The following is a 14,281-nucleotide window of genomic DNA, read 5'->3' as shown; positions in this document are numbered from 1 at the left end:
TCACGCCACCGTAGACACGCAGAACGGATGCCCCGCCGGGTCCAGCAGGACCCGCCAGCGGTCCGGGGACGGCTGGAAGTCGGGCTTCGTGGCGCCCAGGGCGAGCAGACGGGCCTCCCCCGCGTCCAGGTCCTCGACGCCGACGTCGATGTGGGCCTGCTTCTCCTGGTCGGTGCCCGGCCAGGTCGGCGGGCGGTAGTCGGGGAGGCGGCAGAAGCCGAGGCCGGGGGCGCCGTCCTTGCCGCCGAGGAGGTAGAAGTCGTCGGTGTTGAAGGCCACGGGGAGGTCGAGGGCCTCGCCCCAGAAGCGGGCCATCGCCGCGGGGTCGGAGCAGTCGAAGGTGACGGCCGAGTAGCGGAAGGTCGGTGCCGAGGCGTTCTGCGTTGTCGTCATGGGAGAGACCGTAGGGCGTGATCAGGACAGGTTCGGTCCTGGTCACGCCGGTTGATCGTGGCAGACTTCCACACCGTGCTCAGTACTTCCGCCCGACTGCTGCGGCTGGTCTCCCTGCTCGCCGTCCGCCCCGCCTGGACCTGCGGTGAGCTGGCCGAGCGGATGGAGGTCACGGAGCGGACCGTGCGGCGGGACGTGGCGCGGCTGCGGGAGCTGGGATACGCCGTCGACTCCGACCCGGGACCGTGGGGCGGGTACCGGCTGCGGCCGGGCACGCGTACGCCGCCGTTGATCCTGGACGACGAGGAGGCCCTCGCCGTGGCCGTCGGGCTGCGGGAGGCCGCGCTGAGCGGGGCGCTCGGCGGGGACCAGGCGGCGTTGTCGGCGCTGCTGAAGCTGCGGCAGGTGCTGCCCAAGCGGCTGGGCGACCGGCTCGGGGACATGGACGCCGCGTTCGTGCAGACGCCGCGGGCCGGTGAGCCGCAGGTCGCGGCCGGGATGCTGCTGGAGCTGGCGGCCGCGTGCCGGCGGGCCGAGCGGGCCCGGATGGCGTACCGGGACTGGGGAGGGCGGGCCAGTGTGCGGGACGTCGACCCGTACCGGCTCGTGCACACCGGGCGGCGCTGGTACTTCGTGGCCCAGGATGTCGCGCGGGGCGAGTGGCGAACGTTCCGGGCCGACCGGATCGAGCGGCTGCAGCCGACCGGGCGGGCCGTCGAGTTCGCCGAACCGCCGCCCGATCCGGCGCTGCTCGTGTCCCGGGCGAGCGCGACCGGGCCGTACGCGGTGCTGGCCACCGTCCGCCTGCCGGTGCCCATGGAGCAGGCGCTGCGGTCCATTCCCGCCACGGTCGGGCTGCACCGGGCCGACGGGCCGGACGCCACGGTCGTCGAGATCGGCGGATCGAGCGCGGAGGGGCTGGCCTGGTATCTCTTCAGCCTCGCCACGCCGTTGCGCGTGCTGGCACCGGACTCCGTACGGGAGGAGCTGCTGCGCCGGACCCGGGAGTTGACCGCCGCGAACGAGGAAGCAAGTACTTGAAGTTTCCTCCACAGGTCCGTACCAACCCCTTGCCCCCGTCCTCCCCGCGTCGCAAGCTCCCCTCATGGAGCTGGAGTTGCGGCATCTCAAGACGGTCCGGGCCATCGCCGACGCCGGCAGCCTCACCAGGGCGGCGACGGCTCTCGGTCTCGCGCAGCCCGCGTTGAGCGCACAGCTCAAGCGGATCGAACGGGCCCTGGGCGGCGCGCTGTTCGTGCGCGGCCGGCACGGCGTGCGGGCCACCGCGCTGGGCGAGCTGGTGCTGGAACGGAGCCGGATCGTGCTGCCCGCGGTGACCGAGCTGCAGCAGGAGGCGGCCCGGTTCGCCCGGGCGCCGCGCACGGCGGAGCGGCTGCGGATCGGCGGCACCCACGGGCCCTTACTGGGCGCCCTCCTCGACCGGCTGGCCGGTGTGGCGCCCGACGCCCGGATGACCACCTGCACCTCCTGGTCCGAACGCGAGCTGGCCGGGCAGCTCGCCGAGGGACGCCTGGACTTCGCGCTGGCCGGGACCTGCGGCACCGCGTCGCCGCCCGCCGGGGAGGGGCTGGTGTGGCGGGAGGTCGCCGTCGACCCGGTGTTCGTCATGGTGCCCGACGGCCATCCCCTCGCCCACCGCGCGGAGGTGGACCTCACGGAGCTGGCCGACGAGGAGTGGGCCTGCGTACCCGGCGACGGCTGCTTCGGCGACTGCTTCACCGCCTCGTGCGCCCGGGCCGGTTTCACCCCGCGCCGCATGTACGAGACGGACACCGCGTCGCTCGTGCACCTGGTGCAGGTGGGGCGGGCGGTCGGGCTGTGCCGGGCGACCTTCCCGACCACGCCCCAGATCGTGACCCGGCCGCTCGTCGGCACCCCGCTGACCTGGCGGCACCTGCTCGGCTGGCACGCGGCGACGCAGCGGCAGGACACCGCCGCCGAGGTGCTCTCGCAGGCGCGCATGGCGCACGCGAGCGTGGCGGCGAACAGCGACAGCTACACGGAGTGGATGTCGGCCCACCGGGTTCCATAACGCCGGGCTCCATGACGTCGGGCCCCGTGATTCGGGCCCCATAACGCCGGCCCCCGTGACGTCGAGCTCCACAACAGCGTGTTCCATAACGCCGGGGAGAGGGACGACTGACCTCTTATGGCGGCCGGTCGCCCCTCCCTACGGTTTCGGCACCTCCCCACCGAGACCGAGGAGATCCCCCATGCCCCACCGACACCGACACCACAGAGCCGTGGGTGCCGCCGTCGCCGCGACCGCGGCCCTGCTCGTGGCCGGGCTCAGCGGCTCCGCGAGCGCCGGGACGGCACCCGCCGACTCCGCCCCCACCGCGGCCGAGACGCTGCGCACCGACGCCGCGCCCCCCGCTCTCCTCAAGGCCATGCAGCGGGACCTCGGCCTCGACGCTCAGCAGGCGGAGCGCCGCCTCGTCAACGAGGCCGAGGCGGGCGCCACGGCGGGCCGGCTGCGGGCCGCGCTCGGCGGCGACTTCGCGGGCGCGTGGGTGCGCGGTGCCGAGTCCGGCACCCTGACCGTGGCGACGACCGACGCGGGCGACGTCGCCGCGATCGAGGCGCGGGGCGCCGAGGCGAAGGTCGTGCGCCACTCGCTCGCCGACCTGGACGCGGCCAAGGCCCGCCTGGACAAGGCGGCGGCCGGTCTGAACACCGCGGACGCGCCCGTCTGGTACGTCGACACGCGCACCAACACCGTCGTCGTCGAGGCGATCCGTCCCGCCGCGGCCCGCAAGCTGCTCTCGGCGGCCGGTGTCGACGACGCCCTCGCCCGCGTGAAGAGCCGCACCGAGCGGCCCCGCACCTTCTACGACCTGCGCGGCGGCGAGGCGTACTACATCAACAACAGCAGCCGCTGCTCGATCGGCTTCCCGATCACCAAGGGCACCCAGCAGGGCTTCGCCACCGCGGGCCACTGCGGCCGGGCCGGCGCCAGTACGACGGGCGCCAACCGGGTGGCGCAGGGCACCTTCCAGGGCTCGATCTTCCCTGGCCGCGACATGGCGTGGGTCGCCACCAACTCCCAGTGGACGGCGACCCCGTACGTCCTCGGCGCCGGTGGGCAGAACGTCCAGGTCACCGGTTCCACGGCCTCCCCGGTCGGCGCGTCCGTGTGCCGGTCCGGCTCGACGACCGGCTGGCACTGCGGCACCGTGACGCAGCTGAACACCAGCGTCACCTACCAGGAAGGCACCATCTCCCCGGTCACCAAGACCACGGTGTGCGCGGAGCCCGGTGACTCCGGCGGCTCCTACATCTCCGGCAGCCAGGCGCAGGGCGTCACCTCGGGCGGTTCGGGCGACTGCCGCTCCGGCGGCGAGACCTTCTTCCAGCCGATCAACGCGCTGCTCCAGAACTACGGGCTCACGCTCAAGACCACCGGCGGCGACGACGGCGGCGAGGAGCCCGGCGAGCCCGGCGGCACCTGGGCGGCCGGCACCGTCTACCAGCCGGGCGACACCGTGACCTACGGCGGCGCCACCTTCCGCTGCCTGCAGGGCCACCAGGCCTACGCGGGCTGGGAGCCGCCGAACGTTCCGGCGCTGTGGCAGCGAGTGTGACACCCCACTGACCCCCACAGGGGACAACGGGGGACGGGTCCGGGCGTGCGTGAGGGAGAGCGCCCGGGCCCGGTCACGTCCGCGTCAGGTACGGGTGACCTGGCCGCAGCCTCCCGAACCGGAGCCGGTGAGGGGGCGGCTCCGGTCGTAGGGGTCGGTCAGGGGGCCGGTGGGCCGCGCGCCGCCGGGACCGTCGTCGTCGGGGAAGCCGGGGTGCAGGTAGCCGTCGTAGACGTCGCAGTCGGTGTTGCCGTACTCGGAGAAGTACTTCTCCACCAGGAGCTTGCCCTCGGTCACGTTCCACTTGGCCGGGTCGTTCAGAGTCAGGGTGAGCACCCGGCGGATGATCGTGCGGGCGACCGGCCCGTCGGCGTCGTCGGCCCGGACCAGCGGATAGACGAAGGTGTAGTCCGCGTTGACCTTCACCACGCCCGGTTCGCCCGCGGCGAGCGTCATGCGGCCGCGGACCTTCACGACGTCACCGGCCAGGCGGGTCTCGTCCGGGTCGAAGCGGGTGAAGAGCCGGAGCGGGTCGTGGTCCGCGTCCGGGTCGCTCAGCGAGCGGCGCAGCTTGGGCAGCAGCTCCGGCTGCTTCGGGTCGAGCACGTCCAGCGCCTCGTCCGGCCGTTCCCCGCGCAGGACCGCGGGGTCCAGGTTGGCGGCGACCAGGAGTTCCTTGGTACGGCGCAGCGCGAACGCCACGTCGTCCCTGCTCATGCCGGACAGCGGCTTCGCCGCCGGTACCTCGATGGCGTCGGCGCCCTCGGCCCACCGCTCGGCGGGCGAGCCGCGGAACGGGTGCTCGCGCGTGGCACGCTCCGCCCCGGCCGCCTCCCCGGGGGCGCCGGTCGGCCGCGCCGACTCGGCCGACAGGGTCGGTGACGCCGAGGCGTCGTCTCCGCCGGGCAGCCGGTCCAGGACCAGGGAGGGCCGTACGGCGACGACGGCGAGCGCCGCCAGCACCACCACGCCGACCACCGTGCCCACCAGGCGCCGACGGCCGCGGCCGTCGTCCTTCGGGTTGCCCTGCGGGGCCCGCCAGGGCGTCGGCTCCTCCTGGTCCCGCAGCCGGGCCGCCACCATCCGCGCCCGCGCCGACGGCTCCTTGGGTGCGGAGGCGCCACCACCGTCGGCGGCCTCCCGCAGGAACGACTCCAACTCTTCGTCGGAGATCGACGGGGCCGGTTCGTCGTCGGAGCGGTCGGGCGGCGGGACGGAACTCACGGGCTCACTTTCTGCCTCGGTGCGGGGGCGTCGACGGTGATCCATCCTGCCGTCGAGTGGAGGAGAAGTGTTGCTTCGTGCGGCACTTGTGACCGAACCCGTACACCTTCGCTCGACCCGCGTCAGCCCCGCAGATACGTCAGCACCGCCAGCACCCTGCGGTGCGTCTCGGTCGCCGGGGGCAGGTCGAGCTTGGCGAGGATGCTGCCGATGTGCTTGCCCACGGCCGCCTCGGAGACGACGAGTTGACGGGCGATGGCCGCGTTGGACCGGCCCTCCGCGATCAACGCGAGCACCTCGCGCTCGCGCGGGCTGAGCCGCTCCAGCGGGTCCCGGCGGCGGCGCAGCAACTGGCGTACCACCTCCGGGTCGACGACCGTGCCGCCGTCCGCGACCTCGGCCAGCGCGTCGACGAACTCCTCGACCTGGCCGACGCGGTCCTTGAGCAGATAGCCGACGCCGGTGCCGTCGCCGGAGTCCAGCAGCTCGGCCGCGTAGGCCCGTTGCACGTACTGGCTGAGGACGAGGACCGGCAGCGTGGGCCGCTCCTCGCGCAGGCGCACGGCCGCGTGCAGGCCCTCGTCCTGGAAGCCGGGCGGCATGCGCACGTCGGTGACGACCACGTCCGGGACGTGCTCCGTGACCGCGGCGACGAGCGCCTCCGCGTCGCCGACGGCCGCCACGACCTCGTGGCCGAAGCGGGCCAGCAGGCCGGTCAGGCCGTCCCGCAGCAGCACGCTGTCCTCGGCGAGCACTACGCGAAGCGTTCGGTCCACTCGCAAGGAATCTCCACGCTCAGCAGGGTCGGTCCGCCCGGCGGGCTGGACAGGGAGAGTCTGCCATCCAGGACCGACACCCGGTCGGCGAGCCCGGTCAGCCCGCTGCCCGCCGCGACGTCGGCCCCGCCCCGGCCGTCGTCCCGGATGCGCAGCAGGAGCCGACCGTCGCGGTGGCCGCCGGTCACCTCCGCGCGGTCGGCGCCGCTGTGCCTGCCGACGTTGGCGAGGGCCTCGCAGACCACGAAGTAGGCGGTGGCCTCCACCGCCCGGGGCAGCCGTCCGGGCAGTTCCAGGGCGACGTCGACGGGGACGGCGGAGCGGTCGGCGGCGTCGGCGACCGCCGCGGGCAGCCCGTAGTCGGCGAGGACCTTGGGGTGGATGCCGTGGATCAGCTCGCGCAGTTCCTCCAGGGCCCGGCCCGCCTCCCCGTGCGCCTTGGCCAGCTGGTCGGCCAGCGGACCGGGCGGCGCGTCCAGGCGGGCCAGGCCGAGGGCCATCGTCAGGGCGACCAGGCGCTGCTGGGCACCGTCGTGCAGGTCGCGTTCGATGCGGCGCCGCTCGGCCTCGAAGGCGTCCACCAACCGGGCCCGGGAGCGGGTGAGTTCGACGACCCTGGCCTCCGGATCGCCCTCGCCCGGGGCACCCACGAGCACCCGGGCCAGCTCGGCCCGCACGCCCGCCGCCAGGCCCAGCGCGTAGCCGCCGAGGGCGAGGAGCAGCAGCCCGAGCACGGCGACGCCGGACGCGGCCGGCCAGGTGGTGACCGTCCACTGCTTGAGGACCTTCGCCTCCTCGCCGCCGCCGAACGCGGCCATCACCAGCGGGGTGGCGGCGAGATGGAGGGGTGCCGCCAGGGCGAAGGCGACGACCAGCGCGTCCAGTGGCCAGAGCAGCAGGGCGAACAGCAGCGCGTGGCCCAGCTCCCGCCAGGTCGCCCGTTCGCGCAGACGGGTTACCAGCCAGGGCCACGGCCCGGTGGCGGGCGGCAGCCGTACCGGCCGGGCAGGGGCGGGAGCGCGGTCGATCAGGCGCAGCCGCCGCCGCTCCAGGCGGGCCAGGGGGATGCCGACGAGGGCGGTGAGCAGCAGCAGCGGCAGTCCCACCAGCACCACGGTGAGGGCACCCCCGACGACGAGGGCGACCGCGAGCCCCACCAGGGTCGCGGCGCCGGCCACCGCCCCGGTCACCAGGTAGGCGGTCGCCCGCCACGGCCAGGCGGAGAGCAGATAGCGGCGGGCGGACAGGGCCTGCCACAGGTCGCGAGAGCGCATGCGGCTCACCGTAGGACCGCCACGGGCGGCGCGGCCATCGGCCCAGGCGGAGCAACGGAGGTAGGGCAGGCCATACCCCCGCTCTAGCCCCTGCCGCACTGCGCCGGTGCCGCCCCGCACGGTTTCGTTGGCGCACCGGGCACCCCATCGAACAGCTCGGACATCGGGAAGTGGAGACTGATGACCAGCGACGACGCGATCCGACTGAGTTCCGTCAGCAGACGGTACGGCGCGGGCGACGGCACCGTGACCGCCCTCGACGACGTGTCCCTCTCCTTCCGCCGCGGCAGCTTCACCGCCGTCATGGGCCCCTCGGGCTCGGGCAAGTCGACGCTGCTCCAGTGCGCCGCCGGACTGGACCGGCCCACGTCGGGATCGGTCGTCGTCGGCGGCACGGAGCTGACGGGGCTGAGCGAGCGGCGGCTGACCCTGCTGCGGCGCGAACGCGTCGGCTTCGTCTTCCAGGCGTTCAACCTGCTGCCGTCCCTGACCGCCGCGCAGAACGTCGCGCTCCCCCTGCGGCTGGCCGGACGCCGCCCGCCGCGGGACCGGGTGCGCGAGGCGCTGCGCCAGGTCGGTCTCGCCGACCGCGCCGGGCACCGGCCGACCGAGCTGTCCGGCGGCCAGCAGCAGCGCGTCGCCCTGGCCCGCGCGCTGATCACCCGCCCGGAGGTGCTCTTCGCCGACGAGCCGACGGGGGCGCTGGACTCACGCGCCGGCCGCGAGGTGCTGGCCCTGCTGCGCGGCATGGTCGACCGCGAGGGCCAGACGGTCGTCATGGTCACCCACGACCCGGTGGCCGCCGCCCGCGCCGACCGCGTGCTGTTCCTCGTCGACGGCCACGTCCACGGCGAACTGTCCGCCCCCACCGCCGACACCGTCGCCGCCCACCTGACCCACCTGGAGGCGGCCCCGTGCTGACCACCGCCCTGCACACCCTGCGCACCCGTTGGGTCGCCTTCACCGGCAGCTTCGTCGCGCTGTCCCTCGGTGTCGCCCTGCTGGCCGTGTCGGGGCTGGCGCTGGCCGCCACGCTGGACGCGTCCGACCGGAAACCGGAGCGGTTCGCCGCCGCGCCGGTGGTGGTGCGGGGGCAGGACACCCTGCGGGTGCCGACGGCCTCCGGGGAGCGTACGGAGGAGCTGGCGCGACCGCGTGCCGTGCCCGACGCCGTCGTGGCCCGGCTGAAGCGGCTCGGCACCGTCGTCGAGGACCGGTCCTTCCCGGTGCGCGTACGGGGCGCCGGGCACGGCCCCGGTGAGCTGGTGGGCCACCCGTGGTCGACCGCCGCGTTCGCCCCGTACCGGATCGACGCCGGTCGCGCGCCGCGCGCCGCCGACGAGGTCGTCGTCACCGGCGGCTGGGCGGCGCCGGGCGAGCGGGTGCGCACGGACGGGGGCACCCTGCGCGTGGTGGGCACGGTGCCCGGCCGCGGGTTCGAGGACGCCGTCTTCTTCACCGACGCGCGGGCCGCCCGGCTCGCCCCGGTCGGCGTGCAGGTGGTGGTCGACGCAGAGGTGTCCGCCGTACGGAAGGCGGTACGGGACGCCGGACGGGACTCGGTGCCGGGCAGTGCGGGCGTCCGGGTGCTCGCCGGGGACGACCGGCGGTACGCGGACGCGGACCCCGACCGGGACCGCGAGGCGCTGACCGGCCTGAACGCCCTGTTCGGCACGGCCGGCGGCGTCACCGCGTTCGTGTCGGTGTTCGTCGTGGCGTCCACGTTCGCCTTCGCGGTGGACCGGCGGCGCCGGGAGTTCGGGCTGCTGCGCACGGCCGGGGCGACGCCGGGACAGCTGCGCCGGACGGTGCTGGCCGAGGCCCTCGGGGTCGGGGTGCTCGCCTCCGCGGCCGGCTGCGTGCTCGGTGCGTACGCCGCGCCGCGGTTGGCGGCCCTGGTGGTCGAGGAGGGGCTGGCACCGGCCTGGTTCGCCATCGGCGACCACACCTGGCCGTACCACGCGGCCTTCTGGACGGGGCTCGTCGTCGCCCTGAGCGGCGCGACGGCGGCGGCGTGGCGGGCGGGGCGCACCGGTCCCGTCGAGGCGCTGCGCGAGGCGTCCGTCGACACCCGGGCGATGACCCGGGGCCGATGGGTGTGCGGGGCGGGGCTGCTGCTGACCGCGCTGGTCACGCTCGTACTCGCGCTGGCCGACGACCCCGGCGACCTGCTGCACCGCAAGACGTACGTGAGCCGCCCGATGCCGCTGATCGCCGCGGCGGCGCTGCTCGCACCGGTCGTGGTGCGCCCGACGGCGCGCCTGCTCACCTGGTTGCCGGCCCGCCTGCCGGGCGCCACGGGCCTGCTGGCCCGGGAGAACACGGTGGCCGGTGTGCGCCGTACCGCGGCCGTCGCGGCGCCGGTGCTGGTCACGGTCGCGCTCACGGGCTCCCTGCTCGGCGCCGTCGCGACCCTGAACGGGGCGAAGGCCGCCGAGGTCCGGGAGCGGACCACCGCCGCCTTCGTGGTCACGGCGCCGTCCGGTGCGGGCTTCGACGCGGCGACCGTGGACCGCCTGCGCGCGGTGCCGGGCGCGGAGCTCTCCCCGACCTCGTCGAGCGCGGTGTACGTCCTGGAGGACGGCGTGGCCCTCATCAGGTCCGACGCGCGTGCCGTCGCCGCCCCCGAGCCCCTCACCGCCACCACCCGCCTCCCGCTCGCCGCGGGCAAGGTGTCCGACCTCGACGACCACTCGATCATCGTGAACGAGGAGTGGGAGGAGCACACGGTCGGCCGGCGGGTACGGGTCTGGCTCGGGGACGGCACGTCGAAGACCCTGCGCATCGCCGCCGTGATGCACACCGGCACCGGCGACAACGGCGTCTACGTCACCGCGGCCAACGCCGCGGGCGCCCCCGTCGACCGGGTGGACGTCGCCCTCGCCGACGACGCCGACGCCGACACGGTGGCCGCCGGGCTGCGCGGGGCGGTGGCGTCGGTGGGCGGACGGGTGTCGAGCGGCGACGAGTGGGCCGAAGCGGCCCTGGCCGAGTCCGGCGGCATCACACGGACGGGCCTCTTCCTGGTCCTGGGCATCGCCCTGCTCTACACCGGGATCTCCGTGGTCAACACGATGCTGACGGCCACGTCCGACCGGGTCCGCGACCTGACGGTCCTGCGCCTCACGGGCGCCACCGACGCTCAGGTGCTGCGGCTGCTCGCCGTCGAGTCACTGACGGTCGCCGCGGTGGGCACCCTCCTGGGCCTGCTGGTCGCCGGCCTCAACCTGGCGGGCATGGGCGCGGCCCTGCACCTGCTCGCGGTCCCCGCCACCCCGGTCGTCCCATGGACCGCCGTCGCGGCGACCGCGGCCACCTGCGCGGCTCTCACCGTGACGGCGTCACTCGCCTCCGCCACCCTGCTGGTACGCCGCCGCGCGGTCGTCCGCGAGTGACGCGGGATGGCACGACGAAAGGGCCCGTACGACCGGAGTCGTACGGGCCCTTTCAGGCATCAGCCCATGTCAGGTCGGGTCGACCGACAAGCAAGCGGAGCTTACTTGTTGATCTTGGTGACCTGGCCGGCGCCCACGGTCCGGCCACCCTCGCGGATGGCGAACTTCAGGCCCTCTTCCATGGCGACGGGCTGGATGAGCTCCACCTTCATCTCGGTGTTGTCACCCGGCATGACCATCTCGGTGCCCTCGGGGAGGGTCACGACGCCGGTCACGTCCGTCGTACGGAAGTAGAACTGCGGACGGTAGTTGTTGAAGAAGGGGGTGTGACGGCCACCCTCGTCCTTCGACAGGATGTAGGCCTGGGCCTCGAACTCGGTGTGCGGGGTGACCGAGCCCGGCTTGATGATGACCTGGCCGCGCTCGACGTCCTCGCGCTTGATGCCGCGAAGCAGCAGACCGACGTTCTCACCGGCCTGGCCCTCGTCGAGGAGCTTCCGGAACATCTCGATGCCGGTGACCGTGGTGGTGGTCTTCTCCTGCTTGATGCCGATGATGTCGACGGTCTCGTTGACCTTGAGGACACCACGCTCGATGCGGCCGGTGACGACCGTACCGCGACCGGTGATGGTGAAGACGTCCTCGATCGGCATCAGGAACGGCTTGTCGACGTCGCGCTCGGGCTCCGGGATGGCCTCGTCCACGGCCTTCATGAGCTCGAGGACCGAGTTGCCCCACTCCTTGTCGCCCTCGAGGGCCTTCAGAGCGGAGACCTTGACGACCGGAACGTCGTCGCCCGGGAACTCGTACTCGGAGAGGAGCTCACGCACCTCGAGCTCGACGAGCTCCAGGATCTCCTCGTCGTCCACCATGTCGGCCTTGTTCAGGGCGACCACGATGTACGGAACGCCGACCTGGCGGGCCAGGAGCACGTGCTCCTTGGTCTGCGGCATCGGGCCGTCGGTGGCGGCGACCACGAGGATGGCGCCGTCCATCTGCGCGGCACCCGTGATCATGTTCTTGATGTAGTCCGCGTGACCGGGGCAGTCGACGTGGGCGTAGTGACGCGCCTCGGTCTGGTACTCGACGTGCGCGATCGAGATGGTGATACCGCGCTGGCGCTCTTCGGGAGCCTTGTCGATCTGGTCGAACGCCGACGCCTCGTTGATGTCCGGGTACGCGTCGTGCAGCACCTTGGTAATGGCGGCCGTGAGGGTCGTCTTACCGTGGTCGATGTGACCGATGGTGCCGATGTTGACGTGCGGCTTAGTCCGCTCGAACTTCGCCTTCGCCACTGGGGTCCTCCTGTGGAGTGGTTCTGTACGCCTTACTCATCGGCGCCAGGTGATCTTTGCTGGAAAGCCCGGGTGCCGGGGGCATTCCGCCGGGTTCACGGCGGAATGCCCCATGCAGGCTCCGGGGTCAAGCCTAAAGCGTGAGAACGGGGTCCGTTAAACGGAGTAGCCCGTTACTCGCCCTTGGCCTTCGCGATGATCTCCTCGGCGACGTTCCGGGGAACCTCGGCGTAGGAGTCGAACTGCATCGAGTAGCTTGCGCGACCCGACGTCTTGCTGCGGAGGTCTCCGACGTAGCCGAACATCTCCGACAGCGGCACGAGGCCCTTCACGACGCGGGCACCCATCCGCTCCTCCATGGCCTGGATCTGGCCACGGCGGGAGTTGATGTCACCGATGACGTCGCCCATGTAGTCCTCGGGCGTGGTGACCTCGACGGCCATCATCGGCTCGAGGAGCACGGGCGAAGCCTTGCGCGCGGCCTCCTTGAAGGCCTGCGAACCGGCGATCTTGAAGGCGAGCTCGGAGGAGTCGACCTCGTGGTAGCCACCGTCGATGAGCGTGACGCGGACGCCCGTCATCTCGTAGCCGGCCAGGATGCCGAACTGCATGGCCTCCTGGGCACCGGCGTCCACCGAAGGGATGTACTCCTTCGGGATGCGGCCACCGGTCACCTTGTTCACGAACTCGTACGAGGCGTCGCCGCCCTCGATCGGCTCGATCGCGATCTGCACCTTGGCGAACTGACCGGTACCACCGGTCTGCTTCTTGTGGGTGTAGTCCACGCGCTCGACGGTCTTGCGGATCGTCTCGCGGTAGGCGACCTGGGGCTTGCCGACGTTGGCCTCGACCTTGAACTCACGGCGCATGCGGTCGACCAGCACCTCGAGGTGCAGCTCGCCCATACCACCGATGATGGTCTGGCCGGTCTCCTCGTTGGTGTGGACCTGGAAGGACGGGTCCTCCTCGGCCAGGCGCTGGATCGCGACGCCGAGCTTCTCCTGGTCGCCCTTCGACTTGGGCTCGATGGCGACCTGGATGACCGGCGCCGGGAAGTCCATGGACTCCAGGATGACCGGGCTCTTGTCGTCGGACAGCGTCTCACCGGTGGTGGTCTGCTTCAGGCCCATGACGGCGACGATGTCACCGGCGCCCACCGACTCGATCTCCTCACGCTTGTTGGCGTGCATGCGGTAGATCTTGCCGATGCGCTCCTTGCGGCCCTTGACGGAGTTCAGCACCGCGGTGCCGGACACCAGGCGGCCGGAGTACACCCGGACGAAGGTGAGCTTGCCGAGGTGCGGGTCGCTCATGATCTTGAAGGCGAGCGCGGCGAGCGGCTCGTCCTCCGACGGCTTGCGCTTGACGACGACCTCGGGGTCCTTGACGTCGTGGCCCTCGATGGCCTCGACGTCGAGCGGGGTCGGCAGGTAGCGCACGACCGCGTCGAGCAGGGGCTGGACGCCCTTGTTCTTGAACGCGGTGCCGCAGAACACCGGGGTGACCGTGGTGTCGCTGGACTTGCCGGAGGCGATGGTGATGCGACGGATCGCGGCGTACAGCTGCTCCTCGGTGGGCTCCTGGCCCTCCAGGAACAGCTCCATGACCTCTTCGTCGTTCTCCGCGACGGCCTCGACCAGCTTGCCGCGCCACTCCTCGGCGGCCTCGGTGTGCGTGGCCGGGATGTCGACGACGTCGTACATCTCGCCCTTGGCCGCGTCGGCGGACCACACGAGCGCCTTCATGCGGACCAGGTCCACGACGCCCTGGAAGTCGGCCTCGGCACCGATCGGGAGCTGCATGACCAGCGGCTGGGCGCCCAGGCGGTCCGAGATCATGTCCACGCAGCGGTGGAACTCGGCGCCGGTGCGGTCCAGCTTGTTCACGAAGCAGATGCGGGGCACGCCGTAACGGTCGGCCTGACGCCACACCGTCTCGGACTGCGGCTCGACACCGGCGACACCGTCGAACACGGTCACGGCACCGTCGAGCACACGCAGGGAACGCTCCACCTCGACGGTGAAGTCGACGTGCCCCGGGGTGTCGATGATGTTGATCGTGTAGTCGTTGTCCTCGAGCGGCCAGTGACAGGTGGTCGCAGCAGACGTGATCGTGATGCCACGCTCCTGCTCCTGCTCCATCCAGTCCATCGTGGCGGCGCCGTCGTGGACCTCACCGATCTTGTACGACACACCGGTGTAGAACAGGATCCGCTCGGTGGTGGTCGTCTTGCCCGCGTCGATGTGGGCCATGATCCCGATGTTGCGGACCTTGGCCAGGTCAAGTGAAGTGGTAGCCATAAGGCTTCAGTCTTCTCTC

General features: G+C 72.8%; 11 protein-coding genes. 5 read left to right on the top strand and 6 right to left on the bottom strand.

Features of this window, described 5'->3' with window-relative positions; all coding sequences use genetic code 11:
- On the bottom strand, nt 1-393 hold the full coding sequence (locus IE258_RS01115) for a VOC family protein (protein WP_189737752.1): 393 nt from the start codon (nt 391-393) through the stop codon (nt 1-3).
- 75 nt (nt 394-468) lie between these two features.
- Here IE258_RS01115 and IE258_RS01110 point away from each other — a divergent pair, with 75 nt between their 5' ends.
- The 3 genes from IE258_RS01110 to IE258_RS01100 all read left to right on the top strand — a co-directional run bounded on the left by IE258_RS01110 (nt 469) and on the right by IE258_RS01100 (nt 3,998).
- Nucleotides 469-1,434 (top strand): helix-turn-helix transcriptional regulator, encoded by a 966-nt coding sequence (locus IE258_RS01110; protein WP_373309701.1) that lies wholly within the window; start codon nt 469-471, stop codon nt 1,432-1,434.
- Between the two features lie 64 nt (nt 1,435-1,498).
- Nucleotides 1,499-2,446 (top strand): LysR family transcriptional regulator, encoded by a 948-nt coding sequence (locus tag IE258_RS01105; protein WP_189737745.1) that lies wholly within the window; start codon nt 1,499-1,501, stop codon nt 2,444-2,446.
- A gap of 181 nt (nt 2,447-2,627) precedes the next feature.
- Nucleotides 2,628-3,998 (top strand): alpha-lytic protease prodomain-containing protein, encoded by a 1,371-nt coding sequence (locus tag IE258_RS01100; protein WP_189737742.1) that lies wholly within the window; start codon nt 2,628-2,630, stop codon nt 3,996-3,998.
- An 84-nt stretch (nt 3,999-4,082) separates the two neighbouring features.
- Here the strand turns inward: IE258_RS01100 and IE258_RS01095 are convergent, their stop codons facing one another.
- From IE258_RS01095 to IE258_RS01085, 3 genes are all read right to left on the bottom strand, one after another.
- The gene (locus IE258_RS01095; RefSeq protein ID WP_189737739.1) at nt 4,083-5,222 is read right to left on the bottom strand and encodes a hypothetical protein; all 1,140 of its coding nucleotides are present in this window, start codon (nt 5,220-5,222) and stop codon (nt 4,083-4,085) included.
- A 122-nt stretch (nt 5,223-5,344) separates the two neighbouring features.
- Nucleotides 5,345-6,004, bottom strand: coding sequence for a response regulator (locus IE258_RS01090; protein ID WP_308434112.1), 660 nt, complete (start codon nt 6,002-6,004; stop codon nt 5,345-5,347).
- Nucleotides 5,977-7,272: a sensor histidine kinase gene (locus IE258_RS01085; RefSeq protein WP_189737736.1), complete on the bottom strand. Its 1,296-nt coding sequence runs from the start codon at nt 7,270-7,272 to the stop codon at nt 5,977-5,979. Before IE258_RS01085 ends, IE258_RS01090 begins: the two co-directional genes overlap by 28 nt.
- 180 nt (nt 7,273-7,452) lie before the next feature.
- Here IE258_RS01085 and IE258_RS01080 point away from each other — a divergent pair, with 180 nt between their 5' ends.
- Together IE258_RS01080 and IE258_RS01075 are read left to right on the top strand one after the other, a co-directional pair.
- A complete protein-coding gene (locus IE258_RS01080; RefSeq protein ID WP_189737732.1) occupies nt 7,453-8,193 on the top strand; it encodes an ABC transporter ATP-binding protein in 741 nt (246 codons plus the stop codon).
- Nucleotides 8,187-10,667 carry an ABC transporter permease gene (locus IE258_RS01075; RefSeq protein ID WP_189737729.1) on the top strand — a complete coding sequence of 827 codons (2,481 nt, stop codon included), beginning with the start codon at nt 8,187-8,189 and terminating at the stop codon, nt 10,665-10,667. Before IE258_RS01080 ends, IE258_RS01075 begins: the two co-directional genes overlap by 7 nt.
- A 101-nt stretch (nt 10,668-10,768) precedes the next feature.
- Here the strand turns inward: IE258_RS01075 and tuf are convergent, their stop codons facing one another.
- Nucleotides 10,769-11,962 carry an elongation factor Tu gene (gene tuf / locus IE258_RS01070; RefSeq protein WP_159329772.1) on the bottom strand — a complete coding sequence of 398 codons (1,194 nt, stop codon included), beginning with the start codon at nt 11,960-11,962 and terminating at the stop codon, nt 10,769-10,771.
- A gap of 173 nt (nt 11,963-12,135) precedes the next feature.
- Nucleotides 12,136-14,262 carry an elongation factor G gene (gene fusA / locus IE258_RS01065; protein WP_109034207.1) on the bottom strand — a complete coding sequence of 709 codons (2,127 nt, stop codon included), beginning with the start codon at nt 14,260-14,262 and terminating at the stop codon, nt 12,136-12,138.
- Nucleotides 14,263-14,281 lie beyond the last annotated feature (19 nt).

Origin of the sequence: Streptomyces tendae (assembly GCF_014650435.1) — a bacterium.
Classification (GTDB): Bacteria; Actinomycetota; Actinomycetes; order Streptomycetales; family Streptomycetaceae; genus Streptomyces; species Streptomyces tendae.
The sequence above is the reverse complement of the archived record's forward strand: the minus strand, read 5'-3'. Positions and strand labels throughout refer to the sequence as shown.

Bases quoted from the DNA above. Each gene is read 5' to 3' on its own strand.
- fusA (WP_109034207.1), bottom strand. From the start codon at position 14,262: ATGGCTACCACTTCACTTGACCTGGCCAAGGTCCGCAACATCGGGATC.
- IE258_RS01085 (WP_189737736.1), bottom strand. From the start codon at position 7,272: ATGCGCTCTCGCGACCTGTGGCAGGCCCTGTCCGCCCGCCGCTATCTG.
- IE258_RS01100 (WP_189737742.1), top strand. From the start codon at position 2,628: ATGCCCCACCGACACCGACACCACAGAGCCGTGGGTGCCGCCGTCGCC.
- IE258_RS01105 (WP_189737745.1), top strand. From the start codon at position 1,499: ATGGAGCTGGAGTTGCGGCATCTCAAGACGGTCCGGGCCATCGCCGAC.
- IE258_RS01115 (WP_189737752.1), bottom strand. From the start codon at position 393: ATGACGACAACGCAGAACGCCTCGGCACCGACCTTCCGCTACTCGGCC.
- IE258_RS01080 (WP_189737732.1), top strand. From the start codon at position 7,453: ATGACCAGCGACGACGCGATCCGACTGAGTTCCGTCAGCAGACGGTAC.